The sequence below is a fragment of the Paeniglutamicibacter sulfureus genome (genome assembly GCF_039535115.1).
Lineage (GTDB): Bacteria > Actinomycetota > Actinomycetes > Actinomycetales > Micrococcaceae > Paeniglutamicibacter > Paeniglutamicibacter sulfureus.
The window spans coordinates 2129061-2149487 of sequence record NZ_BAAAWO010000001.1; the positions used below are offsets into that span (position 1 = coordinate 2129061).

The window sequence follows — 20427 nt, forward strand, 5'->3', positions numbered from 1 at the left end:
CGGGCCCGACCGCTCCCTCTCCCTTGACTTAATAAATGAGTGTACTCATAATTGAGTATGCTCATATTGTCCGATTTCGGGTTACACAAGGCGTGAGGAATCATGACGGCCAGCTCGATCACCGGTAATCCCCGGGGCACTCCCACACCCAACTACCCGAGGCTCGACAGCAAGGCCCGCTGACCGTCGCCTCCCAGATGGTCCGATGATCGGCCCGAGAGAATAAGACCGGGGCTCCTCCCTCCACTATCGACGCAGCGGCAAGTTTTTTCCGAACATCCTCGGTGAGAATACTTCCGGCTTCGGGCACGGCACCGAGGTTCAAAAGCACATGTTCCTCCCGCACGAGGACCTCACGTTCCCCGAACGCCGAACAACATCAACACCGTCCTAAGACCCAACCCAGACAGGAGCCCATGCGCCATGAAAGCGTTCGTGTTCAGCCAGTACAAGCAACCTCTCCAGCAGGCAGATGTCCCAGAGCCCGCCGTGGGTGACCACGATGTACTTGTGCAGGTGGCTGCCGCCGGCGTGAACCAGCTCGATGCGAAGATCATTGAGGGCGAGTTCAAGTCGATCCTGCCCTACTCGCTGCCTCATGGGATCGGGCACGATATGGCGGGTAGCGTCATCGGCATCGGCGCGAATGTCACCGGATTCAAGATTGGCGACGAAGTCTACGCTCGGGTTGCCAAAGACCAGGTGGGAACGTTCGCCGAACGGGTGGCAGTCACCGAGGCGGACCTGGCGTTGCGCCCCACCTCCATTACCGTGGCAGAAGCAGCGTCCCTCCCGCTGGTGGCGCTGACCGCATGGCAGGCCCTGGTGGTCAAGGGGAAACTGAAGCCTGGCCAGAAGGTTCTGATTCATGCAGGTGCCGGAGGTGTCGGGTCATTGACGATCCAGCTGGCCAAGCACCTCGGCGCCCACGTTGCCACCACGGCCTCGGCCGCCAATGCCGACTTCGTTCGCTCCCTGGGTGCGGACGAAGTGATTGATTACCGCAGCCAGGACTTCGAAAAGGAGCTTTCCGGCTACGACCTGGTCCTTGATTCCCTGGGTGGCGAGAACCTGGAAAAGTCGCTGCGGATCCTGAAGCCAGGAGGAAAGGTGATCGGGATTTCCGGTCCACCGGATCCAGCGTTTGCGAAGGATGCGGGACTGAACCCCCTGCTGCGACTGGTTATCGCGGGACTCAGCAGCAAGATCCGCCGACAGGCCAGGAAGCTTGGCGTGTCCTATGAATTCTTGTTCATGCACCCCAGCGGTGAACAGCTGCGCAGGATTTCCGCGCTCATCGATGACGGCGCCCTGCGCCCCATCGTGGGTGCGACCTTCCCCTTCACCCAGACGCCGCAGGCGGTTCTGGCCCTGTCCAAGGGCGGAGTGCGCGGAAAAGTCGTCGTCGTCAACGACTGAGTGCCACCGACCCGGATCAGGAACCGGCAACCATCTCCACCTCCATCAGCATCTTCAACAAGGAGAACCATCATGACCACCGGCAACGAGGTGGAACCGGTCATCGATTCCTATGCCGTGGCGCCGAACAAGAGCATCACCGTTGGCAAGGAAACATTCGCCTACCGGGAGCTGGGCCCCAGGGGCGGGATCCCAGTCATCTTCTTCGCGCATCTGGCCGCCAACTTGGATAACTGGGATCCACGCATCGTTGATCCCATTGCCCGGAATCGGCACGTCATCGCTTTCGACCAGCTCGGCGTCGGCGCATCCTCCGGGCGAGTGCGCAAAACACTCGAGGAAGCCGCCGACGACGCCTATGAATTCATCACCGCCCTCGGGTTCGAGACGATCGATGTCTTCTCCTTCTCGATGGGTGGATTCATCGCCCAGGACCTGATCGTCAAGCACCCCGATCTGGTGCGCAGGCTTGTGCTGACCGGCACCGGTCCACGCGGCGGCAAGGACATCGACAAGGTCGCGGGGGTGACCTACCGCGACATCCTGCGCGCTGCCCTCGCGCGTTCGGACCCGAAGGAGTTCCTGTTCTTCAACCGCGACACTGCAGGGAAACGGGCAGGCAAGGCGTTCATCGGTCGCCTCAAGGAACGCACCGCCAACCGCGACGCCGCCGTCTCCACCAAGGCACTCCAAACCCAGTTGAAGGCCATCCAAAAGTACGGGCGTTCAGCGCCATCGGATCTCTCGGTGATCACCCGGCCCACGCTGATCGCCAATGGCGACAACGACCGAATGGTCCCCCACGGTCCTGTCCGAGGAACTAAGCCGTCGCATCCCCGGCAGCGAGCTGATCATTTATCCGAACTCCGGACATGGCGGCATCTTCCAGTTCCACCAGGATTTCGCTCCGATCGCCGCGAAATTCTTGGCCGCCTAAATGGCGGTGCTTCCCCTCGAATCGGGCGGGACAGCGCAAACCACTTCTGCTGTGCGGCCCATCCGGCAATGCGTACGCGCTATTGGTTCGCCGGACCGGGCCGGGAGTCCGGGACGGCACCGCCGGGGTAGATGATCAAACAGGTGCTCGAGGCGGTGGCCAGTACCCGGCCTTCCGCGTCCCGAATCTCGGCATCGGCGAAGGCGACCGACTTACCGCGTCGGGTGACCCAGCCATGCGCGGTGACGGCGCCCGTTTCGGCAGTGATTGGACGCAGGAACGAGACCTTGATTTCCAGGCTGGTGTATCCCACTCCGGCCGGAAGGGTGCTGTGCACGGCACATCCGCACACGGAGTCCAGCACCGTGGCGAAGAAACCGCCGTGAACCGATCCGATCGGGTTGTAGTGCGATTCGTCCGGCTGCGCTGTCATCACGACGTCCCCATCGGTGACGGCCACGAACTCCAAACCGATGTGGCTGCTGATCGGCGGTGCCGCGATGCGCCCTTCGGCCATGGCGCGCAGCTGCTCGAGTCCGGTCCGCTCGAACAACCTTGTCTTATCCGCTTCGGGGACCTGGTAATGGATCGTCCGCGAACGGTTCGCCGGTGGCGTTGGCCTTGCTGACATCGTTTGATCTCCACATGCTCGATACGGGTGATGGTTGCTCGGGCTCGGCGACTGGGCTGCTGCCTAGTGCGGAAGAATGGCGGAAACCTGCGCCCTGATGGCACCGATGACCTCAACGGTGCTCCGCTGCGCATTAATGCTCGCGGCCATCGCGAGGAACATGGCCGCGGAGACAACACCTGCCAGTGTTGTCGCCTCGCTTTCACCGATTCGCTCATGCCGACCAAGGACCGCTGCGAGTGCCTCCTGGGTTTGGGCGACAATTTCCAGGGCCTCGGCATGGCGCGGTTCGGCGGGGTCGCCGAAGACCATCTCACGCAAGTAGGTGCGCCCGTTCTCAACCTGCACGCGGTTGCATTCCACTATTGGCGTCACAATTGCCAGCACCCCCTCAAGCACATCTGCCGTTTTCCCGGCCGCTGCCTGCCCCTGCTCCAGCGCGTGGGCATAGTGCGCGTTCTGGACAAGCAGCAGCAATTCGCCCTTGGATTTCGCGTACAGGAACAACGTTCCGGTGCCGATGTCTGCCTTGTCGGCAATCTGCTGGGTCGTGACGTCCTCGATCCCGTGCTTGGCGAACAATTCGCTGGCTGCGGCGGTGATGCGCTCGAGCTTTTCCAGCTTGTTGCGTTCGCGCCGACCGAGCTGTGGGGACGGCGATGACATGAGGTGATCCTCTCGGAATATATTATGACTGCGCTCAGTTATGAGTATAGTCGCTAGTGATCGGGATCGGCATCCCGGTCAGGCAATCATTCTCCCACGATGAATCGGTTCGATCGGATGTCGACCAGGCACGACCGCCGCTCCGGCCCTCCCCGGCAAATGCAAAGCAGAACGAGATCGTGCCAACCACCACTTATGGCGGTGGCGCCGCGGGCTACACCGACTATCCAGCGCTCAGCCAATCCTGACCCGCACCACTCCCCTGGGAAAGCGCGACGCGCAATCCTGCCGCAACAAGAGAAGGAACCTTCCCATGACCTCATTGAACGGAGCCGTGGTCCTCGTCACCGGGGCGAACGGCGGTATCGGCACCCACTTCGTACGCGAAGCCCTGGCCCGGGGGGCGGCGAAGGTCTACGCCACCGCCCGCACCCCACGAGGGTGGGACGACAACCGGATTGTGCCACTCACCCTGGATGTCACCGACCCTGCATCGATCCGGGCCGCACTGGCGGCCGCCCAGGATGTGACGGTATTGATCAACAACGCCGGCGCCTCGGTCTCCACCCCGGGCATCCTTGCCCACACCGACGAGGAGATTCGCCGGAACGTTGAGACCAACTTCCTGGGCCCGCTCTTCCTCGCCCGGGCCTTCGCCCCGATTCTGTCCGCCAAGGACAACGCGGCGATCATCGACATCCACTCGGCCTTGGCCTGGTGGGCAGTGGCCGGAATCTACTCCGCGACGAAGGCTGCCCTGTGGTCGGCCACCAACTCCCTGCGGCTGGAACTTGCTCCGGCGGGAGTCCAGGTCCTGGGCGTGCACGTCGGATACGTGGACACCGCAATGGCCGCACACAGCACCGAGCCGAAAGTGGACCCGGCGGACCTGGTGGCTTCGGTCTTTGACGCACTCGAAGCCGGCGAGCACGAGGTCCTCGCGGACCAGACGTCCGTTCAGCTCAAGGCGTCCCTCAGCGCCCCCGTGGAATCCGTCTACCCGCAGCTGGCCGTCAGGCCGTAGCGGCACATCGCCGTAGGTTCTCCAAGCGACGGCCGGATGGCGGGGCAGCAGGATCTCCCTTCATCCGGCCGACTACAGCACCGTCGAACCGCTCCGGTGGCGGCAAGGAGCCAACGCAACGGCCCACGAGTCGCGCTGCGGGATTCGACTACCCTGTTGGCATGAGCGAAACCCCTGGCAGCACCAGGAACCCCGTCCTTCGTTTCTTCGCGCGGCTCTCGGCCAAGAACTGGATCGCCATCGTGGGCGCGGTCCTGGCGGCCATCTTCATCCTGCAAAACCGCCAGCGGGTCCGCATCGAGTTCTTGTTCCTCGACCTGAACGCCCCGCTGTGGATCTCCCTCGGCGCGGTGTTGCTCATGGGCTGGGTCATGGGGCGCTTCTCGTTCCGCAAGCGCTGAGTCCGCGTGCCCCGCAGAGCGCAAAACCGCCCCGCCGGAAGCACCCACGGGTGGGGGTGCGGCCCGACGGGGCGGCTTGGGAAAAGTTGGAGTGGCCCTAGAGCGAGGTGCCCATGACCTGCATGAGCATCTCCGGATCGCCGTAGTTGTAGACGACCCAGCTCATTCCGCCGATGAAGGCGAGGGAAGCGACGCCCCAGGCGGCCGAGAGCTTGGCCATGAAGCGGATCTCCGAACGGCTGACCGGCAGGCGGTCGGCCGAGTAGTCTCCGGCGACCTTGCTGAAGCGCTCGGCCGGGGTGATCGCCGCCATTGCATTGAGGCTCACGAGGAAGTTGGAGGCGGTGTCGATGCTGCCGTCGATCAGGCGGGCGCGGGTCAGGTTGTTCCTGCGGTCCTGGGTCATTTCAGCAATGTTGGACCCATGGCGGGCCAACAGGATGTCTTCGCCAAGTGGCATTGTTCGACGCGCCAACCGCATTGCCTACCCCTTTTAAAATCTTCGAGCGGGGAAGCCGACACCCGCAATCATCTCAATCGTTACAACATTGAGATTACGTGTGAATTTTCGACGAAAGCGCTATTAAGCGCTTTCGGTTGGCAAGCTCACAGGGGTCTGTGGCCTGGACCGCCCGATTCCCGTGGCGCCGCGCACATCCGCCGCTCAGCGCGTGGTGAAGTGCGCGATCACGCCGATCATCCACACCGACGAGGCCATGGCCGCGCAGCCGAATTCGACAAGGACGCCCAGACCCATGGCCTTGAGTGCGGAACCGGAGGCACGCAGCGCCGCCGGGAAATCCCTGCGCCTCCCGTATTCCCCCAGCACCAGCCCCACCGCAAAGCCGATGAAAAGCCCGAGCACGGGGATCAGGAACATGCCCACGACCGCCAGCGCGATGGCCAGGGCAATGGAGCCGCGCGGAATCTGCTGCTGTTTCAGGTTCCGGCCGGTCAGCACCGTCGATGCGCCCCATCCGACGAGCGCAAGGGCCATGCCGATGCCGGCGCACCACCAGGCGGCAGGGCCGCCCAGGACCCAGCCCCAGGCCAGCAGCGTGCCGATGGCAAGGAGGCTCCCGGGGAGCACGGGGACGATGGTTCCCACGACGGCGACCGCCAACAGCAGTCCGGCGACGACGGTGATGATGATTTGGATATCCACGAGTGCAAGTCTGGCATCCGTTCAGCCCGGCCGGGCGGGGCGCGCCGATCAGGCGGGCGGCGGACTCAGTCGTCGACGATGGCCCAGCTGCCGGCGGGCTTGTATTCGCTGTCGAAGATGTCTTCCCCGGCGCCGGGTTCCATGGGGTAGTTCTTCAGGTTTCCGGCCCAGTAGCGCAAGGCACGTCCGAGCTCGGCCTCGGGGTCAAGCTTCATCGCCTCGGTGTTCATGTCGACTTCGAAAATGAATCTCATGTCCCACGTCCCTCGCTCAGTGCGACGCCATCCCGTGGCGTCACGCCCTGTATTTTTCCCATCCTAGGCTGGCGGCGATCCGATGTGCCACGGCGAAACGCGCGGCCCGGAAATGCCGCTCCGGGAAACCCGATGCGAAAGATTGTTGAACAATCCGCGTTATTAGTGCATTCTTAAGGGACCACAACACGAGACGGGGGTCACAAATGCCTTACATCGACCTGAATTCCGACGTCGGGGAATCCTTCGGCAACTGGGTGATGGGCGACGATGCCGCCATTTTCACCTCCGTATCCTCGGCAAACGTTGCCTGCGGATTCCACGCGGGGGACCCCAGCGTCATAGCCCAGACCTGCCGCGACGCCGTCGCCGCGAACGTCACCATCGGTGCGCACGTGGGCTACCGGGACCTGGCCGGCTTTGGCCGCCGCTTCCTGGACTGCTCCCCCACCGAACTGGCCGACGACGTGCTCTACCAGCTCGGTGCCCTCGAGGCCCTGGCCCGCGCGGCGGGTTCGGGCATCAAGTACGTCAAGCCGCACGGCGCCCTCTACAACACCATCGTGCACCACGAGGCCCACGCCCAGGCAGTCGTCGACGCCATCCGCGCCTTCGGCTCGGACCTGCCCGTGTTGTTGCTGCCCGGTTCCGTCGCCCTGGCCAAGGCGCAGGCCGCGGGCCTGCGCCCGGTTGCCGAGGCCTTTGCCGACAGGAATTACAACCCCGACGGGACCCTGGTCTCGCGCCGCGAGGCGAACGCGGTGCTGCACGACCCCGCGACTGTCACCGCGAACATGATCCGCCTGGCCACCGAGGGCACGATCGTGGCCGTCGACGGCTCCGTGATCCCGATGGACGCCGAGAGCATCTGCGTGCACGGGGACACCGCGGGGGCCGTCGCCATGGCCGCGGCCGTTCGTGCCGGACTGGAATCCGCCAGCGTGTCGATCAAGAGCTTCGCATGAGCGTGACAGCGACGCGCTTTGCCGGAACCCGGTCGGTGCTCGTCGAGCTCTCCGACCTCGACTCCGTGCTGGCCCTTGACGCCCTGCTGGAGGCCTCTCCACTGCCCGGACAACTTGACGTGCTCGCGGCGGCCTCCACCGTCTTCATCAAGGCCGATTCCTGGGCCAGCGCCCGGAAGATCGCCGCCGCCATTCCCGCCCTCGAGCTGGGCACGGCGCCGGAGAACGCCGGCTCGCTGGTCACCGTCGACGTGCATTACGACGGCGAGGACCTGGCGGAGGTCGCCAAGCTCACCGACCTGAGCATCGAGTCGGTCATCAATGCCCACACCTCGCAGACATGGCGCGCTGCCTTTGGCGGCTTCGCCCCCGGCTTCGCCTACCTGCTCGGGGAGAACAGCAGCCTGAACGTGCCGCGCCGCGACACCCCGCGCAAGGTCGTGCCCTCGGGTGCCGTGGCCCTGGCCGGGGATTATTCGGCCGTCTACCCCCGCCAATCCCCCGGCGGCTGGCAGCTGATCGGGCACACCGACGCGGTGCTCTGGGACCTGGAACGGGAGAACCCCGCACTGATCCGCCCGCAGGACCGCGTGCAATTCACCGCCTCGCACACTTCGCTGAAGCTTTCCTCTCGCACCGCCGCTGCCCCCGCACACGCGGCACCCAAGGCCGCAGCCGGGCAGCTGGAAATCCTGGATCCCGGATTGCAATCCCTCATCCAGGACCTGGGCCGCCTGGGCCTGGGCAACCTCGGGGTCTCCGCCGCCGGGGCGGCGGACACTTCCTCCGCCCGGGCCGCCAACCGCCTGGTGGGCAATGCCGCGGAGGCGGCAGTCATCGAAAACCTCCTGGGCTCGCTGGTCCTGCGCGCCCGCGGCGACGCGGTCCTGTCCGTCACCGGCGCGCACGCGCAGCTGCTGATCACCCCCGTGGAGGAGGACGATTTCCACGAAGAGGAGCGCGCGCCGGAGATGAACACGCCCTTTGCCCTGCTCGACGGGGAAACACTCACGCTTCTCCCCTCCGGTTCCGGGCTGCGCAGCTACCTGGGCGTACGCGGCGGCATCGACGTCGACCCCGTGCTCGGATCGCGCTCCACCGACTCGATGTCGGGCATCGGCCCCGCCCCGCTCGCTCCCGGCACCCTGCTGCCGGTCGGCACCGTCAACGGATCCCACGTGGTCGGGAACCCCGAGCCCTCCACGCTGCCGGTTCCCGACGCGCACGGCATCTACACGCTGCGCATCAGCAAGGGCCCCCGCGAGGACTGGTTCGGCGAGGCCGGGCTGCGGCAGCTGACCGGCCAAACCTGGAGCGTCTCGGCCGAATCCAACCGCGTCGGCGTCCGCCTGGCCCTGCCCGGGGACTCCTCGCCGCTGACACGCATCCGCACCGGGGAACTGTCTTCCGAAGGGGTGGCTGTGGGCGCCCTGCAGGTTCCCCCCTCCGGCCTGCCCGTGCTCTTCCTGGCCGACCACCCGGTCACCGGCGGCTACCCGGTCATTGCCGGGGTCATCGCCGAGGACCTGCCTGCCGCGGCCCAGCTGCCACCGGGCGCCCAGCTCCGCTTTGAACTGGTCGACCCGCTCACCCACAACCCCCATGCTCCCCGGGCCGCCGGCGCCCCCAGCCACGAAGGAAACACCCCATGAAGAAAGTCCTGATCGCCAACCGCGGGGAAATCGCCGTCCGCATCGCCCGCGCCTGCGCGGATGCCTCGCTGGTGTCCGTGGCCGTGTACTCCGACCCCGACGCCGATGCACTGCACGTGCGCCGCGCCGACGAGGCTTGGGCCCTGCACGGGTCCAGCGGTGCCGAAACCTACCTGGACATGGCCAAGATCCTTGACATCGCCGCCCGCTCCGGCGCCGATGCGGTACACCCCGGCTACGGCTTCCTTTCCGAGAACGCCAACTTCGCCCAGGCCGTCATGGACGCCGGGCTCACCTGGATCGGCCCCTCCCCCGAGTCCATCCGCGCGCTGGGCAACAAGGTCACCGCCCGCGAAATCGCGGTCCGGGCCAACGCCCCGCTGGTGCCCGGCACCGAGGGCCCGGTGGCCTCGGGCGCCGAGGTGCGCGCCTTTGCCCAGGAATTCGGCCTGCCGGTGGCCATCAAGGCGGCCTTCGGCGGCGGCGGGCGCGGTATCAAGATCGTGCGCAACTTCGAGGAGATCGACGACGCCTTCGAATCGGCCGTGCGCGAGGCCACCGTGGCCTTCGGCCGCGGCGAGTGCTTTGTCGAACGCTTCCTGGACAAGCCCCGCCACGTCGAGGCCCAGGTCCTCGCCGACACCCACGGGAACGTCGTGGTGGTGGGCACCCGCGACTGCTCGCTGCAGCGCCGCCACCAGAAGCTGGTCGAGGAGGCCCCGGCCCCGTTCCTGACCGACGAGCAGCGCGCCTCCATTCACGCCTCGGCCAAGGCCATCTGCCGCGAGGCCGGCTACCATGGCGCAGGAACCGTCGAATACCTGGTCGCCCCCGACGGACTGATTTCCTTCCTCGAGGTCAACACCCGGCTGCAGGTCGAGCACCCCATCACCGAGGAAACCACCGGCGTGGACCTGGTCGCCGAACAGTTCCGGATCGCCGCCGGGGAGCCCATCAGCCTCACCGAGGATCCGGCCCCGACCGGCCACTCCTTCGAGTTCCGTCTCAACGCGGAGGACCCCGCCCGTGGCTTCCTGCCCGGCCCCGGCCGCATCACCGCATTCGAGGCCCCGACCGGCTCGGGCGTGCGCGTGGACTCCGGGGTGCGCACCGACTCCGTGATCCCCTCGCACTACGACTCGCTCATGGCCAAGCTGATCGTCACCGGCGCCACCCGCGCCCAGGCGCTGCGCCGTGCCAAGGTGGCCCTGGACGAAATGGTCATCGCCGGGGTGCCGTCCGTGCTGCCGTTCCACCGCGCGGTGGTGCGCAACGCCGACTTCACCAACGACGAGCGCTACGGGGTGTACACCACCTGGATCGAATCCGAATTCGCCGAGGAGCTGGCCTCGAGCCCGGAGATCGCCGCGGCCGAGCCAAACGCAGAACGTGAGACCCTGACCATCGAGGTCGACGGCAAGGCCATGGACATCGGCCTGCCGGCGTCCCTGGTCGAGGCCATCCGACACGGCGGAAACGGCGTGGCCCTGGATGTTGCGGCCGAAAACGTGGCCGCTGCCTCGGATGCCGCCGCGCTGTTGGCTCCGATGAACGGAAACCTGGTCAAGTGGGTGCTCGACGACGGTGCCGCCGTGGCCGAGGGAGACACCGTGGCAGTGCTGGAGGCCATGAAGATGGAATCGAATATCACCGCCCACCGTGCCGGGACATTCACCCGTGGCTCCCAGGAGCCGGGAACCGCCATTGGCCGCGGCGAAGCACTCGGGGCCATCGCTTAATGCTTGGGGCTCTCGGGACGGCCTTGGATTAGATTGAAAGGATGCCAGTGAACGCCATGATCTCCGCACTGCCCCTGGCCGAGGGGTCAACCCACGCACACACCGGCGCGTGGGTTGCCGCTGTGCTGCGCTCGCGCATTGCCGAGGGACAGCTGCTCCCCGGAGCGAAGCTCTCCGAACAAGCCCTCTCCGATGCGCTGGGGGTTTCACGCAACACCCTGCGCGAGGCCTTTGCGGTCCTTGACCACGAGCTGGTCATCACCAGGATCCCCAACCGCGGCGTCTTCGTTACCTCCCCCGGTCCCGAAGGGGTGCGGGAGATTTACGGGGTGCGGCGCATGATCGAGCCCGCGGCCGTCCTGTGGGGGCCCAACCTGAATGTCGAGGCGCTGGCAGCGATCATCGTGGATGCGCGCAAGGCCCTGGCGGCCGGGGACATTGCCAGCATGGCAGATGCCAACCAGTGCTTCCATGAGGAGCTGGTCCGGGCCACCGGCAGCCAGCACCTGCAGGAACTCATGACCAAGGTCCTGGCGCAGATGCGCCTGGTCTTCCACGCCATGGGCGATGCGCCGGATTTCCATTCGCACTATGTGGAACGCAATGCCGGCTTGGTTCGGCTCCTGGCCGAGGGCAAGCGCGAAGAGGCAGCCGCTGCAATGCGCGGCTACCTTGACCGCGCCGAAGCGGAACTGCTGGCGCACCTGGGCGAATCCGAAGGGAACTGAGCCCGCCCGGCCGGCCGGCCGGTCCTACATGTTCATGGTGACCTTGGCGTCCTTGCGCAGCTCCGCGACGTAGCCTTTGACCGCGGCACCTTCCTTTTGGAGCTTGAGCTGCTGTTCGAGCTCGGGCTTCATCTTCTTGAATGAAGGCGCCTCGGGTGCCTCCGCGCCGGCGGAGGCCTGGCCCTTGTACTGCTCAAGCACGACCTGGTAGGCATCCTTGAGTTCCTTGTCGGTGGGCGTGAAATCTCCGACTTCCTTGGAGATCAGCCGCCCGACCTCGAGCTGGGTCTTCAATTGGGTGCGAACCACGTCCTCGTTCAGCCCCTGCTTATCCATGGTCGCCAAAAAATCCTTGGCGCTCATGTCATTGGTCTTCGCCACATCGCCAAGTGCCTGGTCAAGGTCCTTGGATGTCGCGAAGATCTTCTTCTTTTTCGCCTGCTGGATCAGCAGCTCGGTGTTCACCAGACCCTCGGCAGTCTGCTTGCGCAACTGGCCCTGGTCAAGCTCCTGACCCGAGGCTTGCGCCTGCTGAACCATCTGGGGGAACTGGCCCTCGTAGATGCGGACGAAGTCGGCGTTGGTGATTTTCTCGCCGTTGACTTCGGCAATGACCTCCGGGATTCCGGAAACATCCGGCTTCGGTGCCGCGGCGTCCGATGGCGCCGCTTCAGGGGCCGGGGCGCTGGCCTCGGGGGCGGCTCCCGGTTCCTCCGCGGCACTGCACCCGGTCATGAACGCCAACGAGGCGATCAGGGACATGGAAATAACCCACTTCTTCTGCAACATAAACTCCCAGCGTTTCGAACAACCCTTGGAACCCTAACAGGCGAAACCGAACGGCCGCTGAACGCCAGTCGACGATCACGACCGCACGGACGGTGCCCGGAGCCAAGACAGGGTTCCGCTAAATCACGTTCTCCAGAAAGGCCCTGGTTCGTTCGTGGCTGGGGTTGCCCAGCACCTTGGCGGGTGCACCCGATTCGACCACGATGCCGGCGTCCATGAACACCACTTCGTCGGCAACGTTGCGGGCGAACCCGATTTCGTGGGTCACCACGATCATGGTCATGCCGCTGGCGGCCAGCTTCTGCATCACGTCCAGCACATCGCCCACCAGCTCCGGGTCCAGGGCACTGGTCGGCTCATCAAAGAGCATCAACTTGGGTTCCATGGCCAGCGCACGCGCAATGGCCACGCGCTGCTGCTGCCCTCCGGAGAGCTTGGCAGGGTGCAGCCCGGCCTTGTCGCCCAGACCGACCTGCTCGAGCAGCGCATGGGCCTGGGCGACGGCCTGCGCCTTGGGAACCTTCCTGATGCCGATGGGTGCGGCGATGATGTTCTCCAGCGCAGTCAGGTGCGGAAAGAGGTTGAAGCGCTGGAAGACCATGCCGATGCCGCGGCGTTGCCGCGCGACCTCGCGCGGCTTCATCTCGTGGAGCTTGCCGTTGCGCTGGGCGTAGCCGATGAGTTCGCCGTCGAAGTTGATCCGCCCGCCGTCGATGCGCTCAAGGTGGTTGATGCAGCGCAGGAAGGTGGACTTCCCGGAACCGGAGGGCCCAAGCAGGCACATGACCTGCCCGGCGTCGACCTGCAGGTCGATGCCCTTGAGCACCTGGATCGGGCCGTAGCTCTTGCGCACCCCCTGAGCCTGGACGAGCGGCCTGCGGATTTCGTCGGTGCGTACCGGGGACGGGGATTCAAGGACGGGGTTCATTGTTCTGCTTCCTTACTTGCTGCGGCGTACGCGGTTGGCCAGGGCCACTGCCCTGCCGATGGGTGTGGGTCCCAGGGTCCGGCTCCCCCGGCCGTAGTGGCGCTCGAGGTAGTACTGCGGAACCGACAGGATGGAGGTCAGCGCCAGGTACCAGATGCTGACCACGATCAGCAGTTCCACCTGGTGCAGGTTCTGCGAAGAGATGCGGGCTGCCACGGTGTAGAGCTCCGCCACGGCAATCAGCGAAAGCAGCGCCGTGTCCTTGAGCATGGAAATCGTCTCATTGCCCATGGGCGGGATGATGACCCGCATGGCCTGCGGCAGTTCCACCTTGAACAGAGTGAACAGCGGGGTCATGCCCAGGGAGTAGCAGGCCTCCTTCTGCCCCTGGTCGACCGAGAGCATGCCGGCGCGGACGATCTCCGCGGTGTAGGCGGCCTGGTTGGTGGTAAGGGCGATCACGCCGGCCACGAACGCCGGGATCAACGCGTTGGTGTCCACGGTGAAGACCGTGAACTCGGTGAAGGGAACACCCAGGGACAACTGCTTGTAGAGCAGTCCGAGGTAGCCCCAGAACACGATTTGCACCAGCAGCGGCGTGCCCCGGAAGATCCAGACATACAGCCAGGCGACGGAGTTGAGCACCGGGTTGGCGGAGAGCCGCATGAGTGCCAGCACGATGCCCAGGATGGTGGACAGGACCATGGTCAGGATCGTCAGGGCCACCGTGAGCACCGCGCCGGCCACGATCCGGTCGCTGAAGAGGTACTTGGCGATCGTGGGGTGGTCGATGTTGGGGTTGCGCCACAGCGAGGTTGCCACGCCGAGAAGGACCAGCAGGATGAGGGAGGCCAGGACCCAGCGGCCGGGGTGGCGCAGCGGGACGGCCACGATGTCGTGTGCGCCGGGTTCCCCCGCCTCCGGCTGTGCGGGTGCGGGCTGCCTCAGCGCAGTGCTATTTCCCGCCATTGTTGACACCGGCCTCGGTCACGGCGAAGTCGGCCAGGTCATACTTTTCCATGAGTCTGGTGTAGGTGCCGTCCTCGATCAATGACTGCAGCGCCAGGTGCAGCGCCTCGGTGAGGTCCTGGTTTTCCTTCAGCAGCCCGATGCCGGTGTAGACGGGGTTGTAACCGTTGGGGAATTCGGGGTCCTTGACCAGTTCGAAGAGCTTGCCGTCCCCCGCGGTGGCGGCGGCGTAGGCGGCGACCGAGGCATCGACGACATCGGCGACGGCCTTGCCCGAGCGCACGGCGGTTTGGGCGTCAAGTTCGGTGGGAAGCTGCACCAGCTCGATCGGCGGCTTGCCGGCGTCGGAGCACTTCTGGGCGAAGGAAACCAGGTATTCGACCTGCACGGTGGCCTTCTGGACGGCTACCGGCTTGCCGCACAGGTCGATGATGGATCCGATCCCCTCGGGGTTGGAGGCATTGACCAGGATCTTGAACCCGGCGTGGAAATAGTCCACGAAGTTCAGCACCTTCTGGCGTTCGGCGGTGTCGTTCATCCCCGCGAAGATGATGTCGTGCTTGCCCGCCTGCAGGGACGGGATGGCGGTGTCGAAGGCCTGCTGCTGGAAGTTGAACTTCACGCCGAGCTTTCCGCCCATGGCCTGGGACAGGTCGTAGTCGAGGCCGGTGGGGTTGTTGTTCTTGTCCAGCATCTCCATGGGCGGGTTGGGCATGTCGGCGGCCACGTTGATGGCCCCGGCGTCCTTGTACTTCGCGGGCAGGGCGGCCGCGGCGGCAGAGTCGACTTCGACGCTGTGCTCAGGTGCCGGAGTTCCGGCGGCAACGGGTTCGTCCGTGGCACAGCCGGTCAGGGCCAGGCCAATGGCCAATGCGGCGGTGGAAAGCAATGCCAACCTGGGACGGCGGTTGTGCGCGGTGATGTTCATGGCGATTCGGTTTCCTTTGGGAGTGGGATGCGATAGGGAAGGAATGGACGGTTGGCCGCGGCAGGCTTACCAGCGACGCTGCAGGGCAGGTTGTTGGGTGCGTAACAGGTCTTCATAGGTTTCCCGGGCGACAGCGAGCGTGGAGGACCCGTTGGCGCAGAAGATGACCGGCGGCTTGCAGGCGCCGTTGTAGTTGTTGGCCAGCGTGTAGGCGTAGGCCCCGGTCGCCGGCATGGCTACCAGGTCCCCGACCTGCGGATCCGCCAATGGGACGTCCGCGCACATGAGGTCGCCGGATTCGCATTGACGTCCCACGACGTCTGCGACCACGGTGGGCTCGGCGCCGATCTTGGAGGCCATCACGGCCTCGTAGCGTTGTCCGGTAAGGGCGATGTCGATGTTGTCGGCCATGCCTCCGTTGACTGCGACGAACGTCTTGCCCGTGGTTTTGACTGTGTTGACCGAATAAAGGGTGATGCCGGCGCGGGCCACGAGCGAGCGACCGGGCTCGATGATGAGCCTTGCCTCGGCGGGCAATAGCCGGGCTGCGGCCTCGGTCAGTGTGTCCAGGTAGTCTTCGACGCTCGGGGCGATCTCGTCGTAGGTGTATTTCACGCCCAATCCCCCGCCCACGTCATAGGTGTCGAAGCTTCCGAATTCGGCAACGGATTTCACGGCCTGGGCAAATGGCTCGGTTTCCAGCACCTGCGAGCCGATATGGACGTGGATGCCCTCGAAGTACAGCAGGGGGTGCCGGGCGATGCGTTCGATGGCGCGGGTGATGTCGGCGGGGGGAAGCCCGAATTTCGAATCGTTGCCGCCGGTGACCTGCGAGGCGTGTGTGGCCGGGGTAATGCCCGGGATCATCCGAAGCAGGACGTGTTGCTTTTTCGTCGCCATGGCCTCGAGCCGGTCCAGGTCGTTGAAGTTGTCCACGATGATCGCCCGGATGCCAGCTGCCAGTGCCATCTGGATTTCAGCGTCGGACTTGGCATTGCCGTGCAGGTAGATGTTCCCGGGGTTGACGCCGGCGGTCAGGGCCATCATGAGTTCCCCGCCACCTGCAACGTCGACGCTGAGCCCCTCGGCCTGCGCGATCGCATACATGGCAACACACGGCAGCGACTTGGAGGCGAAGAGCACCTCGGAGTTGGGGCGCCTGGACTTCATGCCCTGGACGAAGCGGCGGATCTGCCGACGCAGTCCGGTCTCGTCCATGATGTAGGCGGGGGTCCCGTATTGCCGGGCCAGTTCGCCGACCGGTACCCCGCCGATGGACAATTCGCCGGTGTCGGATACCTCTGATTCCTCGGGGAGGATGTCCATCAACAAGTTGAGGTCCGGATGGTGCATTTGCTGGGTGACTGTCATGGTGGTGTGCCGTTTTCCTTTGTGCCTGGCGGTTGGTTGCCGAAGCAATATCCGGGGGATAATGTGATCTGCGTCAACTGTAGGATTGACCTCACCGAAATAATTCGTAGATCAAACCAAGCTTGAAATCGATTTATTGTCTGATCCGCTAAAGACGTGGACGGCACAGGAAGAACGGACCTCGTTGAACAGCACCGGACGACCGCTCACCTTGGCCGGGCTCCTGGAGAGCCTGGGCGCCCCGCTGCTGACCCCGCTGACCGGAAGCCGGGGCCTGGCCGCCTCGATTTCCGTCCCGGTCATCCATGACCCCCTGGATCCGCTGCCGGAAACTCCCGGCGGGATCCTGCTGCTCGTGGGCATGGCACCAAACCACGAGGCCCTGAACGACCTGATTGCGCGGGCGGCCGAGCATGGGTTTGGCGCGGTGGTCGTCAAGAACCGTGGGAAGGCACCGGACGCGGCGCACCTGGCCCATGCGGCTCTGCCGGTGCTCGTCGTTGATGACCAGGTCCCGTGGCTGCATCTGGACAACCTCATCACTGCGGTGACCAGCGGCCGTCCCGCGGGTAGCAACGCTGCAAATTCGCACGGAGAGGACCTGTTTGTGCTGGCCAACGCGTTGGCCACGGCCACCGACGGCGCAGTGGCCATCGAGGACCTGGACCAGAACATCCTCGCGTACTCGAACCTAGAGCGGCATACCGTCGACCCGCTGCGCCGCAGCGGCATCCTGGCCAGGCAGGTTCCGCAAATGGATAAGAACGCCGACCAGTACCGGTCCGTCATGCTGACCGATTCCGTGGTCCATTTCCCCTATGATCCCGACGACGGCGAATTGCCCCGCTGTGCGGCGCCGGTGCGCGCCGGCCGGCAAATGCTGGGTTCAATTTGGGTAATCGAGGACAAGGCCACGCTGGGTCCCGACGGGGAGGCCGCCATTCTGGAAGTCGCACGCCTTGCGGCCATTCACATCCTGCGTTCACAAAACGCAGTGGACCTGGAACGCCAGGTGCGCACCGAATGGCTACGATCGGCGCTGGAAGGACACGGTTCCGATCCGGCAACCTCTGCCCGTTTCGGACTCATGGAGGGGGTGTCCCCGGTCCTGCTGGGTTTCAAGTTTGCCCCGCTGCCCGCTGGGAAGGCTCCCGGCAGTGCATTTCCGCTGACCCGCCAGCTGGCACTCGCCGCCGAACAATACTGCTCGATTTTCCATCCCAATGTCTCCGCGGTGGAATCCGGGACCATGGTCTACGTCCTGGTCCCGGCCATTGGATCCGAACAAGCCGCCATGCGACTTGCCGGCGGCGCGTCCGGCGCCGTGGCCGCCCGCCTGGGATGCCAAGTGGACGTCGCCGTAAGCTCCGTGGAAGGCAGTTTGCTGGGCCTGGTCGAACTGCGCAGGGAACTTGAGGACGTGGTGCGGGTGCTCGAAAGCCCCGGCCCCCATCGAGGTGCCGGCCGCGTGGTGGGAACCAAGGAAGTGAATGCGGCCTTGCTCCTGGACCAACTGGAGCGCGTGCTGCGGTCGCGGCCGCGGTTGGTGCATCCCGGGGTGCGGGAACTGCTGGAGAACGACGCCGCTTCGGGAACCGAGTACCAGTCAAGCCTGTGCGCCTACTTTGCCGCCACGGGCGACGTGGCGTTGGCAGCCCGGACATTGAACGTGCATCCCAACACCCTGCGCTACCGAATCAAACGAGCCACAGAATTGTTCGGACTGGACTTTTCAACCGGGGACGAGCAGCTTGCGCTGTGGGTGCAATTGCGTGTCGCGACGGGACGCACGGCGTAAATCACCAGGGTGGGTGTCGGCGCCGGCGCTGCCCTGGGACCGGCGCCCCACAACAATGACGCAACGTTGTTCCACGCCCCCTGTCCTGCACCGTCCCGGGCGCGCAGACTGGGTTCCATGACGAGAATGGCGGCACAGGCACCGGGATTGGGCGCCTGCGCGCGGGGCCTGTTGGTGGCCCTTCTGGGGACGGGTGCCCTGCTGGGACTGCCGGCGTGTTCATTGTTGCTGCATTCCTCCGGTCCCTGCATGCCGCCCGGCTACACGTTGGATTCCCGCGTCGTTGCCCCGGGCGGGACGTTGCGGGTTTCGGCTCCGGCAGCCACGTGCAATCCGCGCTACGGCGAGGCAGCAAGAGTACGGATCGACCTGGTCAACGCCCGCCAGGAGATCCTGCTCAGCGAACTTGCCCCGATGTCGGACGACGGAGCTTTCAACCATGTGCTGAAAATCCCGGCAACCCTGATGCCAGGCACCTACGGCATCTCGGCGGCCCCCGATTCCGTGGACTGGTGCGACGACACCGGACACAATAATTGGGTGGAGAATCCCGATTTCGGGGACACCGGGTTGGGCGTGGTGCGTGCCGCCTGTGCCATGCCCCACGTGGCCTTCCGCGTGACCGGCTGACCTGTGGCGGCAGCCGCCCGCCAAAGTTAGCTGGTTTTGTGCTTGCGGACTTTAACGGCCGGATCCGCGTCGACCCGCTCGAGCAGCGGCGGCAGATACTTGCGTGAGTTCACCCCGATGAAGGCCAGCGACACCAGGCACAAAGCCAGCATCCCTGCCATGATCCAGGCGGTCTGGATCCACTGCGCGGCGAAGGCCACCACTGTGGGTGCCAGGAACCCCACATACGCCAGCGTGTAGAAGAAGCCCGTGAGCTTGCCCAATTCGTGGGCGGCCGCCAGGCGCTGGATCTCCAGGAGCCCGCCGACCATGAGCAGCCCGTTGGCCGAGCCCAGGACCGCGGAGGCTACCAGGCCGAGCGCGGGGCTGGCAGCCAGGATCGCAACGAGCACGGCGGCCAGTCCCAGGAAGGCGGTGGTCGTTCCGGTCAGCAGCGAGCGCGCATTTCGGACAGTGTCCAGCCTGCGAGCCAGCGGCTGGATCAGCACGCTGAAGCCCAGGGTGATGGCCACTGCTGCGGTGGCGTACGCGAGCCGTCCCTCTCCCAACCCGGGGATAACCGCCGGCACAACGGCAAAGCCTGTGGTGCCCGCCGCGAACACCCATGGTGCGGCCGGCGCCACCACCAGCCTGAATCGCTTGCGTGCCCCGGGGTGCGGGGCCGGATGGGAGCCCGGCGTGCCCCCGGTGGTACCGCTAGAGCGTGTCTCGGGCAGCCTGGCCACGATGAAAAGCAACGGGATGCACAAGGCGATGTGCAGCGCGTAGGGCATGATCGCCGGAGCGGGGGCGAAGCTGGCCAGCAAGCCTCCCACGACGGGCCCAAGCCAGAAGCCGGCGCTGGTGAGCAGTGAGGCGCGTCGTGCGCCCGATCCCGCAGCGGAGTGCAAGTCCCACGGCGCCTGGGAGAGTTCCTTGACCCAACTGGTGGCCGCCGCCATGGCCAGCCCCGTGGCAATGCCAGCCATGAACCTTCCGCCGAACAGCGGTGCGGTGCCAATGACCGACCCCATCATGGCCACGTTGGCCGCCATGGACAGGGTGACGGCAAAGAGCGTGACGGGCTTGCGGCCGATCCGGTCCGAGTGCCGGCCGCCCCACAGCAGCGCCGGAACCAGGCCCACGACGTAGATGCCGAGCATCGAGGTAACCATGACCTCGGAGAAGCCGTGTTCCTGGCGGTAGAACACCAGCAGGGAAACGAATTGGTTGGCTCCCCAGCCCACCATCATCAGGCTCAGGGCAGCGGGGAACCAATGCTTCCGCCGGTCGGTTGTGACGCTCACGTTCCTGTCCTTCTCATCACTCACGGGCTGCGTCTCGCGCAGGTCTCCGGCGCTCGATCGCGAGCGCTTCACCGACCAGTCTGCCACGGCAGCGGAGGGGGTAGCCGATCCGTGACTTGCCACTCACGGCGGCAGCCACCCCGGCGT

General features: G+C 65.4%; 20 protein-coding genes and 1 pseudogene. 10 read left to right on the forward strand and 11 right to left on the reverse strand.

Translation table 11 applies throughout. The features are described 5' to 3' along the window. The first annotated feature begins 423 nt into the window (after window positions 1–423). Together ABD687_RS09700 and ABD687_RS09705 are read left to right on the forward strand one after the other, a co-directional pair. Complete coding sequence (locus ABD687_RS09700) at window positions 424–1419, forward strand: NADP-dependent oxidoreductase (protein WP_310291776.1); 996 nt, start codon at window positions 424–426, stop codon at window positions 1417–1419. Window positions 1420–1491: 72 nt separating this feature from the next. Continuing rightward, window positions 1492–2356 (forward strand): annotated as a pseudogene (locus tag ABD687_RS09705) (alpha/beta fold hydrolase). 79 nt (window positions 2357–2435) lie between these two features. Here ABD687_RS09705 and ABD687_RS09710 read toward each other — a convergent pair. Together ABD687_RS09710 and ABD687_RS09715 are read right to left on the reverse strand one after the other, a co-directional pair. Then, a complete protein-coding gene (locus ABD687_RS09710; RefSeq protein ID WP_302264530.1) occupies window positions 2436–2987 on the reverse strand; it encodes a PaaI family thioesterase in 552 nt (183 codons plus the stop codon). A 63-nt stretch (window positions 2988–3050) separates the two neighbouring features. Then, window positions 3051–3653: a TetR/AcrR family transcriptional regulator gene (locus tag ABD687_RS09715; protein ID WP_310291770.1), complete on the reverse strand. Its 603-nt coding sequence runs from the start codon at window positions 3651–3653 to the stop codon at window positions 3051–3053. A gap of 313 nt (window positions 3654–3966) precedes the next feature. Between ABD687_RS09715 and ABD687_RS09720 the strand changes: the two genes are divergently transcribed. After that, complete coding sequence (locus tag ABD687_RS09720) at window positions 3967–4677, forward strand: SDR family oxidoreductase (RefSeq protein ID WP_310291768.1); 711 nt, start codon at window positions 3967–3969, stop codon at window positions 4675–4677. A 161-nt stretch (window positions 4678–4838) separates the two neighbouring features. Next, entirely contained in the window at window positions 4839–5078 is a 240-nt protein-coding gene (locus tag ABD687_RS09725; RefSeq protein WP_310291765.1) for a LapA family protein, read from the forward strand. 97 nt (window positions 5079–5175) lie between these two features. On the opposite strand, the gene ABD687_RS09730 is transcribed toward ABD687_RS09725, so the two are convergent. The 3 genes from ABD687_RS09730 to ABD687_RS09740 all read right to left on the reverse strand — a co-directional run bounded on the left by ABD687_RS09730 (window position 5176) and on the right by ABD687_RS09740 (window position 6497). Beyond that, entirely contained in the window at window positions 5176–5538 is a 363-nt protein-coding gene (locus tag ABD687_RS09730) for a hypothetical protein (RefSeq protein ID WP_264270168.1), read from the reverse strand. Between the two features lie 204 nt (window positions 5539–5742). Next, window positions 5743–6243, reverse strand: coding sequence for a DUF456 domain-containing protein (locus ABD687_RS09735; protein ID WP_302264525.1), 501 nt, complete (start codon window positions 6241–6243; stop codon window positions 5743–5745). 65 nt (window positions 6244–6308) lie between these two features. Next, window positions 6309–6497: a hypothetical protein gene (locus ABD687_RS09740; RefSeq protein ID WP_217387513.1), complete on the reverse strand. Its 189-nt coding sequence runs from the start codon at window positions 6495–6497 to the stop codon at window positions 6309–6311. Between the two features lie 206 nt (window positions 6498–6703). Between ABD687_RS09740 and ABD687_RS09745 the strand changes: the two genes are divergently transcribed. From ABD687_RS09745 to ABD687_RS09760, 4 genes are read left to right on the forward strand one after another with little or no spacing between them, the layout of a single operon-like run. Beyond that, window positions 6704–7462, forward strand: coding sequence for a LamB/YcsF family protein (locus ABD687_RS09745; protein ID WP_310291759.1), 759 nt, complete (start codon window positions 6704–6706; stop codon window positions 7460–7462). Beyond that, on the forward strand, window positions 7459–9114 hold the full coding sequence (locus ABD687_RS09750; RefSeq protein ID WP_310291757.1) for a 5-oxoprolinase subunit B/C family protein: 1656 nt from the start codon (window positions 7459–7461) through the stop codon (window positions 9112–9114). Before ABD687_RS09745 ends, ABD687_RS09750 begins: the two co-directional genes overlap by 4 nt. Beyond that, a complete protein-coding gene (locus ABD687_RS09755; protein WP_310291754.1) occupies window positions 9111–10853 on the forward strand; it encodes an acetyl/propionyl/methylcrotonyl-CoA carboxylase subunit alpha in 1743 nt (580 codons plus the stop codon). Before ABD687_RS09750 ends, ABD687_RS09755 begins: the two co-directional genes overlap by 4 nt. A 41-nt stretch (window positions 10854–10894) precedes the next feature. After that, complete coding sequence (locus tag ABD687_RS09760) at window positions 10895–11581, forward strand: GntR family transcriptional regulator (RefSeq protein WP_264270162.1); 687 nt, start codon at window positions 10895–10897, stop codon at window positions 11579–11581. Window positions 11582–11605: 24 nt separating this feature from the next. Here ABD687_RS09760 and ABD687_RS09765 read toward each other — a convergent pair whose 3' ends face one another. From ABD687_RS09765 to lysA, 5 genes are all read right to left on the reverse strand, one after another. Then, window positions 11606–12370, reverse strand: a complete 765-nt coding sequence (locus tag ABD687_RS09765) for a SurA N-terminal domain-containing protein (protein WP_264270161.1) — start codon at window positions 12368–12370, stop codon at window positions 11606–11608. A 118-nt stretch (window positions 12371–12488) separates the two neighbouring features. Further along, window positions 12489–13298 carry an amino acid ABC transporter ATP-binding protein gene (locus tag ABD687_RS09770; RefSeq protein WP_310291751.1) on the reverse strand — a complete coding sequence of 270 codons (810 nt, stop codon included), beginning with the start codon at window positions 13296–13298 and terminating at the stop codon, window positions 12489–12491. A gap of 12 nt (window positions 13299–13310) precedes the next feature. Next, entirely contained in the window at window positions 13311–14267 is a 957-nt protein-coding gene (locus ABD687_RS09775) for an amino acid ABC transporter permease (protein WP_310291748.1), read from the reverse strand. Further along, on the reverse strand, window positions 14254–15195 hold the full coding sequence (locus ABD687_RS09780) for an ABC transporter substrate-binding protein (RefSeq protein ID WP_310291745.1): 942 nt from the start codon (window positions 15193–15195) through the stop codon (window positions 14254–14256). Before ABD687_RS09780 ends, ABD687_RS09775 begins: the two co-directional genes overlap by 14 nt. Before the next feature lie 66 nt (window positions 15196–15261). After that, window positions 15262–16566, reverse strand: coding sequence for a diaminopimelate decarboxylase (gene lysA, locus ABD687_RS09785; protein ID WP_310291742.1), 1305 nt, complete (start codon window positions 16564–16566; stop codon window positions 15262–15264). Window positions 16567–16702: 136 nt separating this feature from the next. Here lysA and ABD687_RS09790 point away from each other — a divergent pair, with 136 nt between their 5' ends. Next, the gene (locus ABD687_RS09790; RefSeq protein ID WP_310291739.1) at window positions 16703–18364 is read left to right on the forward strand and encodes a PucR family transcriptional regulator; all 1662 of its coding nucleotides are present in this window, start codon (window positions 16703–16705) and stop codon (window positions 18362–18364) included. A 117-nt stretch (window positions 18365–18481) separates the two neighbouring features. Then, window positions 18482–18994, forward strand: a complete 513-nt coding sequence (locus tag ABD687_RS09795) for a hypothetical protein (protein WP_310291736.1) — start codon at window positions 18482–18484, stop codon at window positions 18992–18994. Between the two features lie 26 nt (window positions 18995–19020). On the opposite strand, the gene ABD687_RS09800 is transcribed toward ABD687_RS09795, so the two are convergent. After that, complete coding sequence (locus tag ABD687_RS09800) at window positions 19021–20403, reverse strand: MFS transporter (protein WP_344760986.1); 1383 nt, start codon at window positions 20401–20403, stop codon at window positions 19021–19023. Between the last annotated feature and the right edge of the window lie 24 nt (window positions 20404–20427).

What these genes read in the sequence shown, in the direction of transcription:
- ABD687_RS09700 (WP_310291776.1), top strand. Translation starts at nt 424, where the DNA reads ATGAAAGCGTTCGTGTTCAGCCAGTACAAGCAACCTCTCCAGCAGGCA.
- ABD687_RS09710 (WP_302264530.1), bottom strand. Translation starts at nt 2,987, where the DNA reads ATGTCAGCAAGGCCAACGCCACCGGCGAACCGTTCGCGGACGATCCAT.
- ABD687_RS09715 (WP_310291770.1), bottom strand. Translation starts at nt 3,653, where the DNA reads ATGTCATCGCCGTCCCCACAGCTCGGTCGGCGCGAACGCAACAAGCTG.
- ABD687_RS09720 (WP_310291768.1), top strand. Translation starts at nt 3,967, where the DNA reads ATGACCTCATTGAACGGAGCCGTGGTCCTCGTCACCGGGGCGAACGGC.
- ABD687_RS09725 (WP_310291765.1), top strand. Translation starts at nt 4,839, where the DNA reads ATGAGCGAAACCCCTGGCAGCACCAGGAACCCCGTCCTTCGTTTCTTC.
- ABD687_RS09730 (WP_264270168.1), bottom strand. Translation starts at nt 5,538, where the DNA reads ATGCCACTTGGCGAAGACATCCTGTTGGCCCGCCATGGGTCCAACATT.
- ABD687_RS09740 (WP_217387513.1), bottom strand. Translation starts at nt 6,497, where the DNA reads ATGAGATTCATTTTCGAAGTCGACATGAACACCGAGGCGATGAAGCTT.
- ABD687_RS09745 (WP_310291759.1), top strand. Translation starts at nt 6,704, where the DNA reads ATGCCTTACATCGACCTGAATTCCGACGTCGGGGAATCCTTCGGCAAC.
- ABD687_RS09750 (WP_310291757.1), top strand. Translation starts at nt 7,459, where the DNA reads ATGAGCGTGACAGCGACGCGCTTTGCCGGAACCCGGTCGGTGCTCGTC.
- ABD687_RS09755 (WP_310291754.1), top strand. Translation starts at nt 9,111, where the DNA reads ATGAAGAAAGTCCTGATCGCCAACCGCGGGGAAATCGCCGTCCGCATC.
- ABD687_RS09760 (WP_264270162.1), top strand. Translation starts at nt 10,895, where the DNA reads ATGCCAGTGAACGCCATGATCTCCGCACTGCCCCTGGCCGAGGGGTCA.
- ABD687_RS09765 (WP_264270161.1), bottom strand. Translation starts at nt 12,370, where the DNA reads ATGTTGCAGAAGAAGTGGGTTATTTCCATGTCCCTGATCGCCTCGTTG.
- ABD687_RS09770 (WP_310291751.1), bottom strand. Translation starts at nt 13,298, where the DNA reads ATGAACCCCGTCCTTGAATCCCCGTCCCCGGTACGCACCGACGAAATC.
- ABD687_RS09775 (WP_310291748.1), bottom strand. Translation starts at nt 14,267, where the DNA reads ATGGCGGGAAATAGCACTGCGCTGAGGCAGCCCGCACCCGCACAGCCG.
- ABD687_RS09780 (WP_310291745.1), bottom strand. Translation starts at nt 15,195, where the DNA reads ATGAACATCACCGCGCACAACCGCCGTCCCAGGTTGGCATTGCTTTCC.
- lysA (WP_310291742.1), bottom strand. Translation starts at nt 16,566, where the DNA reads ATGACAGTCACCCAGCAAATGCACCATCCGGACCTCAACTTGTTGATG.
- ABD687_RS09795 (WP_310291736.1), top strand. Translation starts at nt 18,482, where the DNA reads ATGACGAGAATGGCGGCACAGGCACCGGGATTGGGCGCCTGCGCGCGG.